The organism is Candidatus Eisenbacteria bacterium (assembly GCA_013140805.1).
In the GTDB taxonomy this organism is placed as follows: Bacteria; Eisenbacteria; RBG-16-71-46; order RBG-16-71-46; family RBG-16-71-46; genus JABFRW01.
This window is the reverse complement of sequence record JABFRW010000055.1, coordinates 56,380-76,994: the sequence shown is the minus strand read 5'-3', so window position 1 is coordinate 76,994 and position 20,615 is coordinate 56,380. Positions and strand designations below refer to the sequence as shown.

General features: G+C 67.8%; 20 protein-coding genes. 17 read left to right on the top strand and 3 right to left on the bottom strand.

The annotated features are described in order from the left end of the window. Positions 1 to 6: 6 nt before the first annotated feature. The 14 genes from HOP12_05380 (at position 7) to HOP12_05315 (ending at position 12,921) form a co-directional block, all read left to right on the top strand. On the top strand, positions 7 to 930 hold the full coding sequence (locus HOP12_05380; GenBank protein NOT33588.1) for a hypothetical protein: 924 nt from the start codon (positions 7 to 9) through the stop codon (positions 928 to 930). Next, a complete protein-coding gene (locus HOP12_05375; protein ID NOT33587.1) occupies positions 923 to 1,744 on the top strand; it encodes a DUF4097 family beta strand repeat protein in 822 nt (273 codons plus the stop codon). Before HOP12_05380 ends, HOP12_05375 begins: the two co-directional genes overlap by 8 nt. Positions 1,745 to 1,856: 112 nt before the next feature. Further along, a complete protein-coding gene (locus HOP12_05370; protein ID NOT33586.1) occupies positions 1,857 to 2,474 on the top strand; it encodes a hypothetical protein in 618 nt (205 codons plus the stop codon). A 136-nt stretch (positions 2,475 to 2,610) separates the two neighbouring features. Then, positions 2,611 to 2,862 (top strand): transcriptional regulator, encoded by a 252-nt coding sequence (locus HOP12_05365; protein NOT33585.1) that lies wholly within the window; start codon positions 2,611 to 2,613, stop codon positions 2,860 to 2,862. Between the two features lie 18 nt (positions 2,863 to 2,880). Further along, on the top strand, positions 2,881 to 3,738 hold the full coding sequence (uppS, locus tag HOP12_05360; GenBank protein ID NOT33584.1) for a di-trans,poly-cis-decaprenylcistransferase: 858 nt from the start codon (positions 2,881 to 2,883) through the stop codon (positions 3,736 to 3,738). Continuing rightward, on the top strand, positions 3,726 to 4,367 hold the full coding sequence (locus tag HOP12_05355; GenBank protein ID NOT33583.1) for a hypothetical protein: 642 nt from the start codon (positions 3,726 to 3,728) through the stop codon (positions 4,365 to 4,367). The genes uppS and HOP12_05355 overlap by 13 nt, the downstream gene beginning before the upstream one ends. A 133-nt stretch (positions 4,368 to 4,500) precedes the next feature. Beyond that, positions 4,501 to 6,114 carry a methylcrotonoyl-CoA carboxylase gene (locus tag HOP12_05350; GenBank protein ID NOT33582.1) on the top strand — a complete coding sequence of 538 codons (1,614 nt, stop codon included), beginning with the start codon at positions 4,501 to 4,503 and terminating at the stop codon, positions 6,112 to 6,114. Positions 6,115 to 6,228: 114 nt separating this feature from the next. After that, a complete protein-coding gene (locus tag HOP12_05345; protein NOT33581.1) occupies positions 6,229 to 7,164 on the top strand; it encodes an EamA family transporter in 936 nt (311 codons plus the stop codon). A 21-nt stretch (positions 7,165 to 7,185) separates the two neighbouring features. After that, complete coding sequence (gene allB / locus HOP12_05340; protein ID NOT33580.1) at positions 7,186 to 8,559, top strand: allantoinase AllB; 1,374 nt, start codon at positions 7,186 to 7,188, stop codon at positions 8,557 to 8,559. 12 nt (positions 8,560 to 8,571) lie between these two features. Further along, entirely contained in the window at positions 8,572 to 9,834 is a 1,263-nt protein-coding gene (locus tag HOP12_05335; protein NOT33579.1) for a hydantoinase/carbamoylase family amidase, read from the top strand. Further along, a complete protein-coding gene (uraD, locus tag HOP12_05330; protein NOT33578.1) occupies positions 9,831 to 10,346 on the top strand; it encodes a 2-oxo-4-hydroxy-4-carboxy-5-ureidoimidazoline decarboxylase in 516 nt (171 codons plus the stop codon). The genes HOP12_05335 and uraD overlap by 4 nt, the downstream gene beginning before the upstream one ends. Next, positions 10,343 to 10,684: a hydroxyisourate hydrolase gene (uraH, locus tag HOP12_05325; protein NOT33577.1), complete on the top strand. Its 342-nt coding sequence runs from the start codon at positions 10,343 to 10,345 to the stop codon at positions 10,682 to 10,684. The genes uraD and uraH overlap by 4 nt, the downstream gene beginning before the upstream one ends. Before the next feature lies 1 nt (position 10,685). Further along, positions 10,686 to 11,867 carry a urate hydroxylase PuuD gene (locus HOP12_05320; GenBank protein ID NOT33576.1) on the top strand — a complete coding sequence of 394 codons (1,182 nt, stop codon included), beginning with the start codon at positions 10,686 to 10,688 and terminating at the stop codon, positions 11,865 to 11,867. Positions 11,868 to 11,871: 4 nt separating this feature from the next. Continuing rightward, positions 11,872 to 12,921 (top strand): NAD-dependent epimerase/dehydratase family protein, encoded by a 1,050-nt coding sequence (locus HOP12_05315; protein ID NOT33575.1) that lies wholly within the window; start codon positions 11,872 to 11,874, stop codon positions 12,919 to 12,921. Positions 12,922 to 12,931: 10 nt separating this feature from the next. On the opposite strand, the gene HOP12_05310 is transcribed toward HOP12_05315, so the two are convergent. Together HOP12_05310 and HOP12_05305 are read right to left on the bottom strand one after the other, a co-directional pair. Then, positions 12,932 to 13,507 (bottom strand): DUF1211 domain-containing protein, encoded by a 576-nt coding sequence (locus tag HOP12_05310; protein NOT33574.1) that lies wholly within the window; start codon positions 13,505 to 13,507, stop codon positions 12,932 to 12,934. Continuing rightward, positions 13,507 to 14,856 (bottom strand): phosphoenolpyruvate kinase, encoded by a 1,350-nt coding sequence (locus tag HOP12_05305; GenBank protein NOT33573.1) that lies wholly within the window; start codon positions 14,854 to 14,856, stop codon positions 13,507 to 13,509. The genes HOP12_05310 and HOP12_05305 overlap by 1 nt, the downstream gene beginning before the upstream one ends. A 50-nt stretch (positions 14,857 to 14,906) precedes the next feature. Between HOP12_05305 and HOP12_05300 the strand changes: the two genes are divergently transcribed. Beyond that, positions 14,907 to 15,653: a (S)-ureidoglycine aminohydrolase gene (locus HOP12_05300; protein NOT33572.1), complete on the top strand. Its 747-nt coding sequence runs from the start codon at positions 14,907 to 14,909 to the stop codon at positions 15,651 to 15,653. A gap of 10 nt (positions 15,654 to 15,663) precedes the next feature. Here the strand turns inward: HOP12_05300 and HOP12_05295 are convergent, their stop codons facing one another. Beyond that, a complete protein-coding gene (locus HOP12_05295; protein NOT33571.1) occupies positions 15,664 to 17,190 on the bottom strand; it encodes a hypothetical protein in 1,527 nt (508 codons plus the stop codon). An 886-nt stretch (positions 17,191 to 18,076) separates the two neighbouring features. Between HOP12_05295 and HOP12_05290 the strand changes: the two genes are divergently transcribed. Together HOP12_05290 and HOP12_05285 are read left to right on the top strand one after the other, a co-directional pair. Continuing rightward, a complete protein-coding gene (locus HOP12_05290; protein NOT33570.1) occupies positions 18,077 to 18,250 on the top strand; it encodes a hypothetical protein in 174 nt (57 codons plus the stop codon). Between the two features lie 27 nt (positions 18,251 to 18,277). After that, on the top strand, positions 18,278 to 20,593 hold the full coding sequence (locus HOP12_05285; protein NOT33569.1) for a xanthine dehydrogenase family protein: 2,316 nt from the start codon (positions 18,278 to 18,280) through the stop codon (positions 20,591 to 20,593). Positions 20,594 to 20,615: the final 22 nt, after the last annotated feature.

Sequence of the window (20,615 nt, the reverse complement as noted above, 5' to 3'; positions counted from 1 at the left end):
TCCTTCATGTCCACACTCGCCGCTCTCGCTCTCGCGCTCCTGACCAGCTCGACTCCGCGCACCGACACCACGGTCGCCGTGACGACGGGCACGCGGCTCGAGCTCGAGAACCTGATGGGCGACGTGTCGGTCGACGCCTGGACCCGCAGTTCAGTGCGAATCGTGGCGTCGCACGGACGTGGCAGCACCGTGTCGGTCGAGCTCGACCACGGCAGCCTCATGATCTCGGCGGAGGGCCGCATGGGGGCGCCGACCACCGTGGACTACCAGCTGACGGTGCCGCAGTGGATGGCCGTTCAGCTGTCGGGAATGGATGGCGACATCAAAGTCTCCGGTACTCGAGGCACCATCCACGCCGAGACCGTGAAGGGAGACGTGAAGATCGAAGGCGGATCCGGCGCGATCACGGTCGCCAGCATCGAGGGAACGGTTCGCGTCGAGGCCACAAGGGGCAACGTCGAGGCGACCTCGGTCAATCAGGACGTGTGGGTCATCGGCGTCACCGGGCCGCTCACGGCCGAGAGCGTGAACGGCCAGGTGGTGCTCGACAGGGTCGCCTCGCCGCGCATCGAGGCGAGCTCGGTCAACGGCAACGTGATGTTCACCGGCACGATCGTGCCGTCGGGCGCCTACCACTTTTCGTCTCATAATGGGCACCTGCGCGTGGGCCTCGCCGAGGCGGCGAACGTCTCGGTCGACGCGACCACCTATCAGGGCGGCGTTCACAGCGCGATCGGACGTTCGTTCGAAGTCGTGAAGAAGGGGCGGCGGTATCGCATGAAGCTCGGGATGGGTGCCGCCTCGATGGAACTCGAGAGTTTCAACGGCCGCATCCTGCTCGACACTCCGGAAGCCATCCAGAAGCTGATCGCGCGCTACCAGGCGGGCGACGAACTCGAAGACGAGAGCGAGGACGAAAACGATGAGTGAGAGGCTCGGGGTGAGACGCGGATTCGGAAGCGGCTGGCTGTGGGTGCTTGCCTTAGTCGCGCTGGCGGCCACTCAGGTGGAGGCGGGCAAGCGCGGCGAACCGCGCAGCGACGAGATCCCGTTCGACTGGCAGGGCGAGGTGGCGGCCGGCAAGTGGATCGAAGTGCGCGGCATCAACGGCTCGATCGAGGCGGTGCGCGGCGAGGGCTCCGAAGTGGTGGTGCGTGCGATCAAGCGCGGCAAGCGCGACGATCCGGGCGAGGTCGACATTCGAGTCGAGCGCACCGCGGAGGGCGTGCTGCTGTGCGCTCACTACCCGCATCCGGGCGGCGGAATGAACGAAGAGTGCGAGAATCAGTCGGTTCAGAACTGCGACGTAGCAGTCCAGTGGCGGATCGAACTTCCCGAACACGTGTCGCTCGCGGCTTACACCGTGAACGGCAGCGTCTCGGTCGAGAATGCGCCGGCCGACGTGAACCTCGTGACGGTCAACGGCGGAATCACGGCAAGTGCCGCGGGTGCGGCCGAAGCGACGACGGTCAATGGCTCGATCGAGATCGAGATGCGCGCCATGCCCGCCGAGGGCGCCGGTGCCACGTTCACCACCGTGAACGGCGACATCACGCTGAGAGTGGCCGAACACCTCGATGCGAACCTGCGGGCCCGCACGCAGAACGGGCGCATCAACTGCGAGCTGCCGATCGAGCGCAGCGGTGGTTCGTCGCGGCGGCGTCTGGCCGGTCAGCTGGGTCGCGGTGGGCCGCCGTTGCGGCTCGACACCGTGAACGGAAGCGTGACGATCGAGGCGTTGTAGCGTCACGGCGGCTGAGCGCCTCCACTTCTGGCGATCGAAGCTTGCGCCGACCTTGCAACTCTGCTTTGCAAAGTACTTGACGATGCCTTTGGCGTACCGCAGGGTTGTCGCCGTGACGAAGCCGAGCCGACCCACCGAGATCTCCGATGAGGCGCCCCCGGCGCTCGAGCGCCACGCGCTCGAGAACCTGCGCTACATCCGCCGCACCATGGAGGGCGCCGGTGCCTTCACCGCCGCTTCGGGTGTCGGACAGGTCGCCATCGGCGCCACTGCGCTGGTCGCGACATGGCTCGCGATGCGACAGCCCAATCGTGCGGCGTGGTTCGGAGTGTGGCTGGCGGAGGCGGGGATCGCGGTGGCGATCGCGCTGATCGCCATGGTGATCAAGGCGCGGCGCTCGAACGTGCCGCTGGCCTCCGAGCCGGCGCGGCGCTTCGCGGCCAGCTTCGCATGGCCGATGCTCGCAGGAGTCGCGCTCACCGCGGCATTCGCGCGTTCGCGCGCATTCGAGTTCATGACTCCGAGCTGGTTGCTGCTGTTCGGCGCCGCCGTGGCGGCGGGCGGAACGTTTTCGGTTCGGCCGGTTCGGCTGATGGGAATGGCGTTTCTGATTCTCGGACTCGCGAGTCTGGTCGCAGGTCCCGCGCTCGACCACTGGATGCTGGCGATCGGGTTCGGTGGGCTGCTGCTCGGGTTCGGGGTTCACATCGCGTGGAGGCACGGTGGGTAAGGCGGAACCTCTGCCGGATGGACGGTCGCGCCGCGGCGCGCGCACGAAGCCGGCGTTGAAGCGCGTGAGCGCGCGCGCGGGATCGTCGACCGCGCCGGAGCTGGATCGCCTGATTCACGAACGGCTGCGGCTCGGCATGCTGAGCGGACTCGCGGTGCGCGAGCGCATGACGTTCGTCGATCTGAAGGCGTTGCTCGAGACCACCGACGGAAACCTGAGCGTTCACGCGCGCAAGCTCGAGGACGCCGGCTACGTCGAGTGCATCAAGTCGTTCGAGGGACGCGTGCCGAGGACGGAGTATCGGCTCACCGCCGCAGGGCGGCGCTCCCTCGAACGCTACCTGGATCACATGGAAGCCATCATCCGCGCCACGCGCGGACGCGCGTGAAGCGCAAGGAGCATTCGCATGACTCATGACTTTGCATTACAAAGTACTCGGCCGACCCGATTGCTCGAGCCGCCGCGTCACGTGGCGATCATCATGGACGGCAACGGGCGATGGGCCGCTGCACGCGGGCTCGATCGGCGCGACGGCCATCGTGCGGGCGCGGAAGCGCTGCGCAAGGTGCTCACCGCCGCACCGCCGCTCGGGGTCCGCACGCTGACGGTCTACGCATTCTCGGCCGACAACTGGCGCCGGCCGAAAGCCGAAGTCGGGTTTCTGCTCGATCTGTTCCGCGACACGCTGACCGAGCAGTTCCTGCGCTGTGTCGAGCAGGGCATCCGGGTGGAGTTCATCGGTCGACGCGACCGGCTTCCGCGAGCACTGGTGGCCGGCCTGGTGACGCTCGAGCGCGCCACGGCGCGGGCACGCCGCATCCGGCTGCGCGTGGCGCTCGACTACTCGTCGCGAGACGCGATCCTCGCCGCCGCCTCGGGATGGGCGGCGTCCGGTGAGGCCGCGGAACGGCCGCCACGCGACCTGTTCGCGCATTGGCTGGCACTCGCGGACGCGGCATCCGCGCGAGAAGCGCGCCTGCCGATGCAAGCCGCACCCGACGTCGACCTGTTGATCCGAACCGGCGGTGAGCGGCGCCTGAGCGACTTCCTGCTGTGGGAGTGCGCGTACGCGGAGCTGCACTTCACCGATCTTGCGTGGCCCGACTTCGGGGCCGATGCACTCGTCGAGGCCGTGCACGAGTACCGGGCTCGCGAGCGCCGCTTCGGAGGACTGGCATCGGCGGGCGAGGTCGCAAGCCCGGCCGCGCCGATCGCGCACGCTTCGCCCCGCCTCAAACTGGAGGACCGCCCGTGGAAGTCCTGATCGCCGCGGTGGCGCCGCTCGCGATGCTCGGCACGGCGGCGATGGTGCTTGCGGCGGTCGCGATCGCCGTGGTTTCGGCCTCCCAGGGTCGCCCGAGGTTGGCCGCCAAGTTCGGGCTCGGGGCGGCCGGGTTGCTCGGTGGCTACCTCGCGGTACTGGTCGGAGTGTCGCTCGCGAGCCCGGCGCGCACGTTCGCTCCCGGTGCGGAGTTCCACTTCGCGGAGTTCGATCCGCACTTCCACGTTCGAGTGCTCGATGCGAGGCGCGAGCCCGGCGCAGGCGGCGGCACGCGGCTGATCCTCGATCTCGCCGCGCGCAGCGACGCCGCTCGCGTCGAGCAGTGGCCGTCGTGGGTGAGGGTGAGGTTGCTGACCGAGGCGGGGGGAGCTCTGGACCCGGCGACCGTCGATGGCGTGGCGCCGCGGATCATGTCCGAGCATCCGGTGGTGTTCGACGGCGCAATCGCACCGCGCGAATCGATGCGCGTGCAACTCGCGTTCGAGCTGCCGTCGGGAGTGACCGTGGAGGCACTCACGATCGACGGTGATGCGTGGCCGAGTTGCTGGATGGTTGGCAACGACATCAGCTGGTTCCACAAGCCGGTGCGTCTGTTGCTGCCGCGAGGCTGAGGCGCACGTACCCGCCGTGCGAGTCAGCCGCACACGGCGCATCTGCTATAACTTCCGGGCTCGCCGTCGGCGGGCCCGGTGCGTTCGTGCCCGCGAGCGACCGCGATCTCCAGTGACCGAGGCCGCGCACCCGATGGAACAACTCGAATCCCAGCTCGATACCGCCGGTGACGAATTCAAGGCGAACGCCACACACCATCGTGCGCTTGCGGCGGAGCTGAAGCGCCACCTCGAAACCGTCAAGCAAGGTGGAGGCGCCGATCTGGTCAAGCGCCACACCGCGCGCGGCAAGCTGTTCGTCCGCGAACGCATCGAGAAGCTGCTCGATCCCGGTTCGGCGTTCCTCGAGCTGGCGCCGCTCGCCGCACAAGGGCTCTACGACGGCGACGCGCCGTGCGGCGGCATCGTCACCGGCATCGGGCAGGTGCAGGGTCGCACCGTCATGGTGGTCGCGAACGACGCCACCGTGAAGGGCGGCACCTACTACCCGATCACGGTCAAGAAGCATGTGCGCGCCCAGGAAGTGGCGCTCGAGAACCATCTGCCGTGCGTCTACCTGGTGGACTCAGGGGGAGCGTTCCTGCCGCTGCAGGCCGAGGTGTTCCCCGACCGCGACCATTTCGGGCGCATCTTCTACAACCAGGCGCGCATGTCGGCGATCGGCATTCCGCAGCTCGCCGTGGTGATGGGTTCGTGTACGGCGGGCGGCGCCTACGTGCCCGCGATGAGCGACGAAGCGGTGATCGTCAAGAACCAGGGCACCATCTTCCTGGCCGGCCCGCCGCTGGTGAAGGCGGCGACCGGCGAGGAAGTGACGGCCGAAGAGCTCGGCGGCGGTGACGTGCACACCCGCATCTCGGGCGTCGCCGATCACCTTGCGGACGACGACGCGCACGCGCTCGAGATCGCGCGCGATATCGTGGCGCATCTGGGCGGCGCGACGGCGACCCAGCCGCGCCTCGACCTGCGCGCACCGGAACCGCCCGCGTTCGATCCGCAGGAAATCTACGGCGTGCTGCCGCGAGATCTGCGCACGCCGTACGACGTGCGCGAGATCATCGCGCGGCTGGTCGACGGCTCGCGCTTCCACGAGTTCAAGTCGCGCTACGGCACCACACTCGTCACCGGCTTCGCGCACCTGCACGGCATCCCGGTCGGGATTCTCGCGAACCAGGGCGTGCTGTTCAGCGAGACCGCTCTCAAGGCCACGCACTTCATCGAGCTGGCCTCGCAGCGCGGCGTGCCGTTGCTGTTCCTGCAGAACATCAGCGGCTTCATGGTCGGCAAGCAATACGAGCATGGCGGCATCGCGAAGGACGGCGCAAAGATGGTGCACGCGGTCGCGAACGCGCCGGTGCCGAAGATCACGGTGGTGATCGGCGGCAGCTTCGGCGCCGGCAACTACGGCATGTGCGGGCGCGCCTATCAGCCGCGCTTCCTCTACATGTGGCCGAACAGCCGCATCAGCGTGATGGGCGGCGAGCAGGCCGCGAGTGTTCTCGCTCAGGTGAAGTCGGCGCAGCTCGAGGCCGCCGGCAAGAAGCTCTCGGCCGACGAGGAGCGCGCGATCATGCAACCCGTGCTGGAGAAATACGAGACCGAGGGCAGCCCCTACTATTCGAGTGCCCGGCTGTGGGACGACGGCGTGATCGATCCTGCCGAGACCCGCACGGTGCTCGCGCTGTCACTCGCCGCGGCACTCCACGCTCCGATCCCCGCCATGAAGTTCGGCGTCTTCCGGATGTAGGAGGAGAGTTCCGATGCACGGTGCGTCGAATGCCTTCCCAAAGTGCGGCGGGAAGACGGAAGCGGGACGGGTGCTCGACAAGGGTCACGAATCGACTCCGAACGCTCCGGAGTCGTGACCTCGCTCACGGTGGCGCTGGTGCTCGCTTCGGCGCTGCTGCATTCGATCTGGAACCTGTGGGCCAAGCAGATCGGCCCGACGCATCGAAGTACCACCGTGATGTGGGCGCTCACCGTCATCTCGGCGGTGCTCTACGCGCCGGCGGTGTGGCTGATCGCCGCGCGCGATGGAGCACGCGTCGAGCCCTCGGTGATCCCGTGGATCCTGGCGAGCGGCGCAATTCACGTCGGCTACTTCATCTTGCTGCTGCGCGGCTACGCGCACGCCGATCTGTCGGTGGTCTACCCGGTCGCGCGAGGTGTGGGACCCCTGCTGTCGGCGGTCGGTGCGGTGCTGCTGCTGCACGAGCCATTCGGCATGGCGCTCGCGATCGGTGGGGGGCTGGTGGCGCTCGGTATCGCGATCCTCACGCTCCGCCCGGGACTGTTCGTCGCCGCCTCGGCGGCGGAGCCGGCGGTGGCCTCGACGGGCGCATCCGGCCCGCCGGCGAGAGCAGCGTTCTCGCGCACCGCGATCGGCGTCGGCTACGGGCTCGCGACCGGTGCGACCATCGCCCTCTACACGCTGTGGGACGGCGCGAGCGTTCAGCGGCTGGCGCTCTCACCGCTGCTCTATTACTGGGGCGGTGAAGTGGTGCGCGTGGTGCTGCTCACCCCGTTCGCCCTGCGCGACCGCGCGGGCGTTGCGCGATTGTGGCGCGAGCAACGTGTCCGCGTCGTCGGGATCGCGACGCTCAGCCCACTCGCTTACATCCTGGTGCTGTTCGCTTACCGCCATGGTTCGATCAGCCGCATCGCGCCGATGCGCGAGGTGAGCATCCTGTTCGGCGCGTGGCTCGGGGCGCTGGTGCTGGGCGAGCGCGACCGGATGCGCCGTGTGATCGCGGCGCTCGCGTTCGCCACCGGCGTGGTTCTGCTCGCGCGCGGATAGCGGTCCCGCTAGCATGACGCCATGAGTTCCCCGCACTTGTTGCTGCGTTCGCGTCATACCGTGGTGGATGGCGCGGTGCTGGATGCGGTGGTGTGGGCCGTCGAGGGCACGATCGTGGCGGTGATTCCGCCCGACGATCCGGCCGCGCGTGGCGCCGAGGACCTCGGCGAGGCGTGGCTGATTCCCGGGCTCGTGGACTCGCACGTGCACGTGAACGAGCCCGGGCGCACCGACTGGGAGGGCTTCGCGACCGCGACTCGCGCGGCGGCATCCGGCGGAATCACCACCATCGTCGACATGCCGCTCAACAGTGTCCCCGCGACCACCTCGGCTGCGGCGCTCACCGCGAAGGTCGCCGCGGCGGAAGGCCAGTGCCAGGTCGACGTCGCGTTCTGGGGCGGCGTGGTGCCGGGCAACGCCTCCGAGTTGAAGGCACTCGCGCGTGCCGGAGTCGCCGGCTTCAAGGCGTTCCTGTCGCCTTCGGGCGTCGAGGAATTCCAGAACGTGAACCTCGCGGATCTGGCGGCGGCGGCACCCGCACTCGCCGCGATCGGTCTGCCTTTGCTGGTGCATGCCGAGGAGCCGTCGATCCTCGCCGACGCCGCATCGGTGTGGGAGGGTGCTGATCCTCGGCGCTACGCGACCTGGCTCGCCTCGCGTCCCAGTTCCGCCGAGACGCTCGCGCTCGCGGGGCTCGTGACCTACGCGCGCACGCATCGCATTCACGTGCACGTCGTTCATCTGGCGAGCGGCGACTTGTGGCCGGTGGTGCGCGATGCACGGGCGCGCGGCTGGCCGCTGAGTGCCGAGACCTGCCCGCACTATCTGACCTTCGCGGCCGAGGAGCTTCCCGATGGCGCGACCGAGTTCAAGTGCGCGCCGCCGATTCGCGAAGCCGCGCATCGCGAGGCACTGTGGCAGGGCCTGCGCGCCGGCGCGATCGAGATGGTCGCCTCCGATCATTCGCCGAGCCCGCCCGCGCTCAAGCATCGCGAATCCGGGGACTTTCGCGCGGCGTGGGGCGGTGTCGCGTCGCTCGAACTGTCGCTGCCGGCGGTGTGGACGGGGGCGCGGACGCGCGGCTTCGAGATGATCGATGTGGTGCGCTGGATGAGCGCGACTCCCGCCCGGCTCGCGGGCCTCGGCGAGCGCAAAGGGCGACTGGTGCCGGGCTACGACGCCGACTTCGTGGTGTTCGAGCCCGATAACGAGTTCGTGGTCGAGGGTACGCGACTTCATCAGCGGCATCCGCTCACGCCTTACGAGGGCCAGCGCCTGAGCGGCCGCGTGCGACGCACCTACGTCAGCGGCCATCTCGTGTTCGAAGACGGCCGCTTCGACGAGCCGCGCGGCGAACCTCTGCTGCGACTGGCAAGCGGCGGCGCGCTCGGCTAGCGTGCGTGCCCCATGGCCGCTTTCGATCGCACCACACTGATGCAGCTGCTCGAGGGCCTCGCGCGGCACTCCGCGCCGGGTCCCGGCATCACGCGTCTGGTCTACGACGACGCGTGGATCGATGCGCATCGATGGCTGTGCGCCGAGGCGCGTGCCGTGGGCCTCGAGGCTTCCGCGGATGCGGCCGGCAATCTGTTGTTCCACCCGCGCGAGTTGCGACCCGATCCGTCGAATCCGCCCCGCGCCCTGATGGTCGGATCGCATCTGGACTCGGTCCGCAATGGCGGCCGCTATGACGGCGCCTACGGCGTGATCGCGGGACTCATGCTGGCGGCCGAACATCGCGGCGGCGCGGGGCTTCCGGTGATCGGCTTCGTGACCTGCGAAGAAGAGCAGAGCCGGCTCGACGGACACATGCTCGGCGGTCGCTCGCTGCTCGGCGAGATCGAGAACTCGGTCCTCGATGTGGTGAAAGACGCCGACGGAGTGAGCTGGCGCCAGGCGCTCGAAGCCGCCCGCAAGGTCGGCTGCGCGGTCGCACTGGCCGAAGGGGCGCGCCCGTTTCCGCCGTTGGTGAGGCCAGCCGCACAGCTCGAGCTTCATATCGAGCAGGGCCCGGTTCTCGAGACCAGCGGGGAGCTGCTCGGCGTCGTCGAGCGGATCGCCGGCTACCGACGCGTACGCGCACGATTCGAGGGTGACGCTCGCCACTCTGGGACCACTCCGATGTCTCTGAGGCGCGACGCCCTCGCGGCCGCCGCCGAACTGGTGCTCGAGACCGAGTCGCTCGCCAGAGACGCCGGTGCGCCGGCAGTCGCGACTGCCGGCAACGCGCGGGTCTCGCCCGGTCTCTACAACGTGGTGCCGGGTGCGTGCGAACTGTGGCTCGAGGTGCGCCATTCCGAGCTGTCCCGCCTCGACGCCCTGCAGGCGGAACTCGAGCGTCGCGCGCGCGCGATCGCGGCGCGGCGCGGACTCTCGCTGACGCTCGAGACCCTCACTCAACAGGCGCCGACCGAGTTGTCGCTTTCGCTGGCCGCATCCGCTCGGCAGCTTGCGACCGAGCGCGCGGTGAGCCATCGCGTCATGGTGAGCGGCGCGGCGCACGACACCATGGAGTTCGCGCGTGCCGGCATTCCGGCGCTGCTGCTGTTCGTGCCGAGCCACGGTGGCATCAGCCACTCGCCGGACGAGTTCAGCGAACCGGATGAGCTGTGGGCCGGGCTCGAGTTCGCGAGCGAGCTGCTGACCCGGTGGCGCAAGGAGGTGGCATGACGCTCGAACAGTTGAGTGCCCTGCCGCCGGCCGAGCTGGCGGCGCAGTTCGAGCGCTGCTGCGGAGCGCGGCGCTGGGTGCGCATGATGTGCATGGGTCGCCCGTTTCGAAGCCTCGAGGCGCTCCACGAAGCGTCGGATCGAGCCTCCGACTCGCTCACGCCGACCGACTGGCGTGAGGCGTTCACGCACCACCCGCGAATCGGAGACGTCGCGGCACTGCGCGAGAAGTTCGCAACCACCTCCGTGTGGGCGGGCGCCGAGCAGGCGGGAGCCGCGGCCGCCAGCGAAGCCACGCTGCACGCCCTTGCACAGGGCAACCGTGAATACGAACAGCGCTTCGGCTACCTTTTCATCGTGTGCGCGACCGGGCGCAGCGCCGACGAGATGCTCTCGATGCTGAGCATGCGGCTCGGCAACGCGGCGAGCGAAGAATTCACGATCGCGATCGAAGAGCAGCGCAAGATCATGCGGCTGCGGCTCGACAAAATGATCGAAAAGGGGACCTCATGAGCGCGATCACGACCCATGTGCTCGACCTGGCGCTCGGTCGCCCCGCGGCCGGCCTGCAGGTACGACTCGACAAGTACCGCGACGGGGACTGGATCGAAGCGGCTCGCGGCGCCACCGATGCCGACGGCCGACTCAAGGACCTGCTGACCGAGGGCGAGCGCCCCGCGACCGGCAGCTGGCGCATCACGTTCGTGATCGGAGACTACTTTCGGAGCTTCGGCATGATGTCGTTCTACAGCGAGATCCCGATCGTGTTCGAAGTGCGCGACGCCGATCAGCACTATCACGTGCCGCTGCTGGTGAGCCCGTTCGGCTATTCGACGTATCGGGGCAGCTGAAGTGACTCCGTACGACTGGCTCAATCTGCTGCTGCGCTGGTCCCATCTGATCGCCGGAATCGCATGGATCGGCAGCTCGTTCTACTTCATCTGGCTCGACGGCTCGCTCGAGAAACCCGCCGAACCTCGCGAGGGCGTCGAGGGCGAAATCTGGATGGTGCACAGCGGCGGCTTCTATCACGTGGAGCGACGGCGTCTCGGCCCGAATGAGATTCCGCCGGTGCTGCACTGGTTCAAGTGGGAAGCCGCGATCACCTGGATGACGGGTGTGGCGCTGCTGATTGTCGTCTACTACCTGACCGGCGGTGTGTATCTGCTCGATCCTCGCGTCTCGGGGATTGACGCGCGCACCGGTGTGATCATCGGTGTCGCGACGCTGATCGGCGGCTGGTTCGTCTACGACCTGCTGTGGCGCTCGCCGCTCGGGCGCATCGGCTGGCCGGCAACGGCGATCTCGTTCGCGCTGCTCGGCGGCGTGACCTACGCGATGTGCCATCTGCTGAGCGGTCGCGCGGCGTTCCTGCACGTCGGTGCGCTGATGGGCTCGATCATGGTGGCGAACGTGTGGGGCGTGATCCTGCCTTCGCAGACCGCGATGCTCGAGGCCACCCGGGCCGGACGGCCCGCCGATCAGGAACACTCGAGGGCCGCCAAACGCCGTTCCGTCCACAACAGCTACATGACGTTTCCGGTGCTGTTCATCATGTTGAGCAATCACTTTGCCGGCACCTACGGCCACGCGCTCAACTGGGTGGTGCTGTGCCTTCTGATCGTGTTCGGGGCGTCGGTGCGGCATCTGATGATCGGCAGCCGTGCCACTCGCGCATGGGCGATGGCGTCGACCGCGGTCTCGCTCGGCATCGTGCTGGTGATGACGGCGCCACCGGCGCGCGCACGCGGTGCCCGGGCGAGTGGTGCCCCGCCGAGCTTCTCCGAGGTGAAGAACGTGGTGCATTCGCGCTGCGTCTATTGCCACTCGTCGAATCCGGTCGAGCCTACGTTCGGGCCCGCGCCCGGCGGCGTGAGCTTCGACGACCCCGCGAGCATCGTGAAGTTCGCGGAACGTATTCGCGTGCGCGCCGTCGAGACGCAGACCATGCCGCTCGCGAACCAGACCGGCATGACGCCGCAAGAGCGTGACCTGCTCGCGCGCTGGATCGCCCACGGCGCGCACGGGGAGTAGTCGCGTGCGAGTGCTGGTCGTCGGCGGGACCGGCTTCATCGGGCCGCACGTGGTCAAGGCACTGGTCGGCGGCGGCCACGAAGTCGCGGTGCTGCATCGCGGCAATCATCCCGACGTGCTGCCCGCGGGCGTGCACGGCATCGAGTGCGCGGATACGAGCCGCGCCGGTCGGGCGGGACTGCTCGCGGCATTGCCGCAGATCCGCGCGTTCGCGCCCGATGTCGTGGTCGACATGATCCTGATGCTCGAGCGCGACGCCGAAATCGTCATCGACGCGTTCGCAGGGCACGCGCGGCGCCTGGTGCTGGTCAGCAGCATGGACGTCTACCGCGCGTTCGGTCAGGTCCTCGGCGTCGAGAGCGGGCCGCCTGGATCACTGCCGATCACCGAGGACTCGCCCCTGCGTGAGCGGCTCTATCCGTATCGTGGCGAATCGCCGCGCGCGGCGGATGACCCACAGCACTGGCGTGACGACTACGACAAGATACCGGTCGAGCGAGTCGCGTTCTCGCGGCCCGAGCTCGAAGCGGCCGTGGTGCGGCTGCCTCGCGTCTATGGTCCGGGGGATGCGCAACGCCGGCTGTTCAGCTACGTGCGGCCGATGGCCGATCGGCGCCCGCTGCTGCTCATGGATCGCGCACTCGCGAGGTGGCGATGGACTCGCGCTTATGTGGAGAACGTCGCGCACGCGATCGCGCTCGCGGCGACGCACGAGCGAGCGGCGGGTCGCACCTACAACGTGGCGGAAGCCGAGACCACGAGCGAAGCGACGTGGGTGACGAGCATCGGACGCGTGCTCGGGTGGTCGGGGCGAGTGGTCGAGGCGGAGGCCGCAGCACTTCCCGAGCACCTTCGATTCGATGGCGACGCCAGCCATGACATCTCGGTCGACGGCTCGCGGATTCGCCGCGAACTGGGATACGTCGAGCCGGTCGGGTGGGAAGACGGCATACGTCGAACGGCCGAATGGGAACTCGCGAATCCGCTTCGAGCCGATGACGCGCTGCGCGCCGAGTACGCAGCGGAGGATGCAGCGGCTGCACTGCTGCGCTGAGCCGGCGCCCTCAGTCGATCTGCAGGCGCTCGATCCGCTTGTCGGGCACCAGCCACATGACCGCCACCAGCGCGTAGAGCGACAGCGCGATCCACGGCTTGATCCATGCCGCCGGGATCGCGACCAGATAGATGGCCACCGAGATCTTGCCCTTGAAGTCGCGGCCGATCGCCCGCGCCAGGTGCGAGTCGCCGCCGTGACGGGTGAGCAGCGCGCGCACCAGGAGGTAGTAGGCGACCCCCGACATCGCGAGCACCACGCCATAGAGCGCCACCGGATCGAGCGCGAAGTGGTTCTCGCCCATCCACGCGGTGGTGAACGGCATCAGCGAGAGCCAGAACAGCAGGTGCATGTTCGCCCACAGGATGCGGCCGTCGACGTGCTTCACCGCCTGCATGAGGTGGTGATGGTTGTTCCAGTAGATGCCGACGTTCACGAAGCTCAGCACATAGCTCAACAGCACCGGCCACAACTCGCCGATCGCGCGAAAGTGCGGGACGTGCGGGACCTTGAGCTCGAGCACCATGATCGTGATGATGATCGCGATCACTCCGTCGCTGAACGCTTCGAGGCGGCCCTTGTGCATCAGGCGTCCCGGCCCTTCAGCATCTTGACGAAGCTGCGGCCATGAAACTCTTCGAGTGTCACGCCGGTCGCGAGTGCTTCGTCTTCGGTGATCGCGCCGCACGACAGCCCGCGCAGGAAGAAGTTGAGCAGGCCCTGGCCGGTCGCTGCGTCGTCGAACACCTGCCCGAGCAGGGTGGCCTGCGCCGCCTTGTCGACGAAGGCTCGCAGTCGTGCCGCGGCCTCGGCGCGTGACTCGAGGAAGAACGAGAACACCGCGGCGTAGCGCGAAGGCAGCTGCGCGGGGTTCAGATCCCAGCCCTGGTAGTAGGCGTGGCGCAGGGAACTGCGGACGTCGTCGAAGTGCACGCGCCAGCCGTGATGGACGGCGCGGCGGTTCTCGTCGAGCTGCTTCGAGGTCAGCGACTGGCCGGCGGCGGCGCGGTGCGGACCGACCGGCATCACCGTGGTCGCGCCGTCGGACAGCGTCACGCCGGTCCCGGCGAGACTCACCTGCATGACGTGGCGCGCAAAGTCGCAGGCCGGATGCTGCGGCTGCTGATGGCGCGCGGTGATGTTGCAGTTCGCGGTGTAGTCGTAGGTGCCGAAGTGAGCGCCGCGCACGCGACCGCCGGCCGCGGCGATCAGCGCCGGCAGTGCCACGCGCCGCTCGGCGTCGAAGATGCTGAGCGTGGTCTCGACCATCAGCTCGATCGGGATCGATCCCGCGACGAGCCCGTGTTCGCGTTCGATGATCGCGAGCATGCCGACAAACGCCTCGACCTGAGCGGGCGAGGTGATCTTCGGCAGCGTCACGCAGAAGTTCGACGGCAGCTTGCCGCCGCTTTGCGCCAGCAGGGTGCTCAGGAAGAGGTCGAGGGTGCGAATCGATCGCAGGTGCAGCTCCTCGGTGTACGGCTTGATCCGAATGCCGATCGCGCCGGGCAGCAGTTGCTCCTGCATGCCGCGCGCGACTTCTTCGCCGTTGCGGACTGCGTCGTGGTCCTCCTCGGCGTCGGGACGGAAGCCGTAGCCGTCCTCGAAGTCGATGCGGAAGTCCTCGATCGGATCGTGCTCGAGCTTGGCTCTTACGCGCTCGTAGACCGTGCGTTGAAAGGCCGAGTCGCCTTCGAGGCCGACCGCTCTCGCGAGCGTCGCCGCGTCGGGCGCGTACTCCTCGAGCGTGCGAACCGCGACCGCTCCGAGCTTGCGTGTGGTGTCGGCGGTGAACAGTTGCGCGCCGCCGTAGACGGTGTGCACGGGCTGGCGGTCGAGCCGGTCGCCGGGATACATTGCCGCGAACTTCTGATTGGCCTCGGCGAGCCGCGCGAGCAGGTCGCGCGAGTGCTCGGGTCGAATCACGGTGCGCATGGCATCTCCTCAAACGGTTGAGCCGCGCACACTACAACAGGGGAGCCGTCATGCCGCAGTCGGGCCTCGTCACGAGCCGCGCCGTCGTCGCTCGCAACTTCGCGATCCTTCCGCCCGACGGAATTCCCGAGAGCACGCTGCCCGGCTGGGAGCAGACCGCGGTCCGAATCCTGACCGCGCCCGCGATGGGTGCGCGCTTCGCTCAGTACCGGCTCGATCTGCAGCCGAAGGGCGGCGGTCATCACATTCTGGATGCCGGTATCGAGGCGTTCTTCTATGTGATCTCGGGAAACGTCGAGCTGACGGTGGGCGGCCGCCAGCACTCGCTCGCACCCGGCGGCTTCGCATTCCTCGCGCCCGGCTCCTCATTCGAGCTGCGCGCGCGCGACGCGGCGGCTGTGACGTGGATCAAGAAGCGCTATCAGCCGCACGCAGGGCTCGCGGCACATGAAGTAGTCGGCAATGAGCACGACATGAAGGGTGAGGTCTTCAACGGGTTCACCGAACTGCTGCTGAAGAAGCTGCTGCCAGTGGAACCGTCGTTCGACATGGAGATGAACATCTTCACGTTTCCTCCCGGGTTCTCACTCGGCGTGACGGAGACTCACGTCATGGAGCACGGCCTCGTGATGCTCGAAGGGCAGGGGCTCTACTACCTGGGCGACACATGGCGCGAGGTGAAGGCGGGTGACTTCATCTGGATGGGGCCCTACTGCCCGCAGTCGTTCTATGCCACCGGGAGTGCCCCGTCGAGATACCTCTACTACAAGGATGTGAACCGGGATGTCGCGTTGTAGGGGAGAAGGACTATTGAGCTCGAGCCACGGCGAAGGCTTCGAGCGCGCCGTGTCCGATCGACTCCAACCACGCCTCGATGTTGATCGTCCGAACGTCTTTCGTGAACACCGCACCTTCAGAACTTGGCGGAAGTGGGCCCGCCCTGAGCACTCTCGCAAAGATCCTTCCGAGCTGAGGGATCTGATCCTCGTCGAGCGTGAGTTCGAATTCCGCTTCGTTTCCGCTCGCCACCGTTCGAACCGAGATACTGAGATTCCAGTTCGGCGCGATGCCGCGAGCACCCACTCCCTGCAGTGTTGCAAGCGAATCAAGCAGGCTGCGGACCTCCGAATGAGTGATCCCGAACGTCCGGTTGGGGACCGAGAAGTCGCTGCGATAGCTGACGAACGGCGCTGCCCGCGAGAGAAACCAGCCTGTTCCCCCTTCGACCGCCTTGAGAAGCGACGTCACGATCAGCGTTCGGGCGCGTCGTGTGGGGCTCGACGGATCGTTCAGCGGCGTGAACTTGATCGCGACGCTTCCGAGCTCCGAGTCGGCGATCGTCGAACCCGTGCCAAGGACTTGCGGCCGGACTTCGCGGCGTACTCCCGAAGCCGTTCGCGCCGACTTCAGGATCCGTCGAAGTCGCTGAACCGTTTCCGCGTCGGCCAACAGCAATCCACTCCTGCCGTCGACCAATCGGTAGGCAGGCCGCGGCTCGCCGGCCCACACCGGCATCAGCGATCGGCACAGAAACGCGATGCAACGGACGGGTCGGCCCGAATCGGGCCCGGGGCGCAAGTCCGGGGGTCGGCGACTCCAGAAGGAGACCACCGAGTCCTCGCGTTGCGCGGCGAACAGCTGCAGCGTCGACTCCGCTTCGACCGCCCGAAAGCCTGCGAGATGCTCGGTCACGCGCAGAACCGCGTCCCGTCGAGTCGGAAAGTCCGGCAGGGTCAACTCTCCGATCGCAATTTGGTCCGCAGCGAGCGACAACCTCCGCAGATCCGCATCTGCCGCGAGATGTTCGGCCGTGTCGAGCCACCTCCGTTCCTCTTCGACCGCCTGCGCGGCCCGCTCGGCGTGGTCCCGTCGTAGCTGTCGGATTCCGGGGCCGAGCAAGTCATCGAACTCCCTGCGCATTCTTCGAAGCGCGCGTGTCCAGGAACTCGACTCCTGCCGGAAGTAGTCACGTAGCGAGTCCGCGTGCATCCAGCGGAGGCGTTCAAAGCTGATCCACTCCTGACCATTCGCCGACCGCACGCCCGCAGAGATCCATCGCGCGCCGACAACCGGGCCGGGGAGCGCGGTGCGTCCCCACTGCGCGACGTGGGCATCCTCTCCGGTGCCACACAGCAGGAAGAGTGGCGTCGGGCGCCAGCGCACTCGCAGTTCCCGGCCCGGGCGAACTTCTCCGTTGAAGACTTCGTCTACCCGAACTCGGCAACCCGGCGGGTGGCGATTCACCCCGATCGAGTCGGACTCGAGCACCGTGCCGGCGACGAGGTCGTAGCCCTCGCTCACGATCATCTCTTCGGGCGACCGCGAGTCGAACAACTGCTCCCAGATGGGCTCGTTGTCTCCGTGGTACGGAATTCGGAAGCGTGACGCCGCGGGGCGGGGGTCCGAGTTCGGAGTCGCGCACTCGGACCGGAACCAGTACTGAAAGCAGTATTCCCAGGGCCCAGCGGCGTTCAGCCTCGCCGCCCGAGCAGAGTCGATATCGACATGCAGCCGCACGAAGCCCAAGCCTTCGGTCTGTTCATGGAACTCGATCGGACCTGCGCCAGGGACTCCGAGTGGATGCGCGTTCGCCCAGAATGGCGATTCGATCCGGGGAGCACGCTTCGCGCTTGCGGGCATCGACAGGAGCAGCGGCATGGAAACGACGGTGAAACACAGGAGGCATCGCATGCGCGGGTTATCGGAACCGGCACCGTCGATCTTTGCCTCGGTGAGGCCGAGAGTTCAGCACCGAAATCGGGGCGCGGCCAGCGAAAACAGCACAGGCCGAAAGAATTTCGACCGGAACAGGCGGTCTGGCTGACCTGGATCACCTCCCCTCGTCTGTGGCGGTGCGAGTCTCAAACCCTCATCGCGCGTGGCTCACGTTCCTGCTACTCGCGCTCGCCGGCGGTGGTTCCGACGATCCCATTCGCCCATCGCCGACCGATCCGATTGGAGTCGTGTGGAGTGAGATCGGTCCGCAGTCGGCGATGGCGACCTCGCCCTGCCCGGCTGCCGATTGCTTCGGCATGGGCGATCCGTGCCTGGTCCGCGACTGAGCGAGCGGCGCGCTGCGACTCTTCTACCTGAGCTATCGCGACACAGGCTTCGTCGAGCCGGCGATCGGCATGATGACGGCGTTCGATGCCGAGGGCCGTTCGTAGTCTCGCTCCGGCGCACCGATCTATCGCCCGACGACGGCGTCGCGTGGACACGCATGGGAAACGGTCCGGTGCTCAGCCCGGTGCTCGGAAGTTGGAACAGCCTGCGCGTGCTTTCGCCCGACGCGATCGAGCTTCCGGACGGATCGCTCGTGATGGCGGCTTGCGGTCAGGCGAACGCAGGGTCGGGCGTGCCCGCGGGCTCGATCGGGTTCTGGAGGTCGCCTTAGAAGGGTTGGAGCAGCTACATTCCGTCAATGCCCCGCACCGCTCCGGCCGCTTCTCGCTCTCGCCCATTGCCCCGTCGCTCGTCTGAGTCCGGTGCGACGCGCTCCATCGGCACCTCGATCCCCAAGCTCGAAGCCTACGAGAAGGTCACCGGCCGGGCGCTCTACCTGGACGACGTTGCCGCGCCGGGAGCGCTGCACGGGCGCACCGTGCGCTCCACGATCGCTCGCGGACGAACCAAGAAGATCACGCTCGATCCCGCGTTCGACTGGAGCGGTGTCACGGTCGCCGACTGGCGCGACATTCCGGGTGAGAACCTGGTCGCGCTGATCGTGGACGATCAGCCGCTGCTGGTCGTGGACGAGGTGAGGCACGCCGAGGAGCCGATACTGCTGCTCGCGCACGAGAGTGCCGAGCGCGTGGAGGCAGCGTTGCGCGCGGTGTCGATCGAATACGAACCGCTGGAGCCGGTGCTCACGGTGGAGGACTCGCTCGCGCGCAAGCACGTGATCTTTGGCGACGACAACGTATTCAAGGAGATCGTGATCGCGCGCGGTGATCTCGATGCTGCGTTCCGCACACCCGGCGCGATCGTGGTCGAAGGCACGTACCGCTGCGGTCATCAGGAGCAGCTCTACATCGAGAACAACGCGATGCTCGCCGAGCGCCTGCCGGATGGCGGGCTCTACGTGCGCGGCTCGCTTCAGTGCCCCTACTACGTGCACAAGGCGCTGTGCCGCGCGTTCGCACTCGCCGGTGATCAGGTGCGCGTCGCGCAGACCGTCACGGGCGGCGGATTCGGCGGCAAGGAGGAGTACCCGAGCATCATCGCGGCGCACGCCTCGTTGCTGGCGTGGAAGAGCGGGCGTCCGGTCAAGATCGTCTACGACCGCCTCGAAGACATCGCGGCGACCACCAAGCGGCACCCGGCCGTGATCCGCTGTCGCACCGCGGTCGCGAGCGACGGCCGGTTGCTCGGTACCGACATGGACGTGGTGATGGATGGCGGTGCCTACGTGACGCTCTCGCCGGTGGTGTTGTCGCGTGGTGCCATTCACGCTGGCGGTCCTTACCGTCACCCGGCGATCCGGATCCGCGCGCGCGCGGTTGCAACCAACACGCCCCCGAACGGTGCGTTCCGTGGCTTCGGCGCGCCGCAGACCGAGTTCGCGATGGAGCGACACCTGGATGCGATCGCCGAGCGACTCTCGCTCGATCCGGTCGAGCTGCGTCGCCGAAACGCGGTGGTGATCGGAGACGTCACACCGACCGGCCAGGTGCTCGAAGAGAGCGTGAGTGCTCACGAGGTGCTCGAGCAGACTGCGGCACACGCCGGCTGGAAGGCCAAGCGTCGCGACTTCCCGCGTGCCAACGCCGCGGCGGCGCGAGCGGAGCGTCGCGGGGCAAAGAGTCGTCGCTTGCGTCGCGGCATCGGGATGTCGCTCGTCTATCACGGCGCCGGCTTCACCGGCAGCGGCGAGGTGAGGCTCGCCTCGCGCGCCGCGATGGATCTGACGGCGGACGGACGACCGCGCGTGCTGGCGGGAAGCACCGAGATCGGTCAGGGCACCAATACGATCTTCGCGCAGTTCGCGGCCGACGCGCTCGGCGTGAGTCCGCAACTGGTGGTGATCGAGAACCCCGACACTGCGAGGGTGCCCGACAGTGGACCGACGGTCGCCTCGCGCACGCTCATGGTGGTGGGTGGGTTGGTGGAGCGTTGCGCACGCGGGATGCGCTCGAAGCTCGGCGACTACGCCGGCGACGAGGGCTTTCGCCGCGCGGCGAAACGACACCTCACCGCGCACGGCGCGCTGCGCGTCGAAGAGGAGTACTTGAAGCCCCCCAAGATCCGCTGGAGCGACGAGAACTACACCGGCGACGCGTATGGCGTGTTCGGCTACGCAGCGTGCAGTGTCGAGGTCGAGGTCGATCTCGACACCGGAGAGGTCCAGGTGCTGAACGTGGTCACCGCCCAGGACATCGGAAAGGCGATCCATCCGGTGCTCTGCGAAGGGCAGATCGAGGGCGGAACACTGCAAGCACTCGGCTGGGCATTGACCGAGGAAGTGCGGTGGCGCGACGGCCGGGTGTGGAATCACCAGCTCACGAACTACATCATTCCGACTTCGATGGACGCGCCGCCCATCCACACGCTGCTGGTCGAGAATCCGTACTCGCACGGACCGCAAGGCGCCAAGGGCGTCGGCGAGATGCCGATGGACGGGCCGGCGCCGGCAGTGCTGGCTGCGATCGCGCACGCGACCGGCGTGTGGCTCGATGAGATTCCGGCGACCCCCGAGCGGGTGCTGCGCGCGCTGCGAGCCACGGAGCGCGTGAAGTGACTCCGCCTCGCGGCACCAGGCC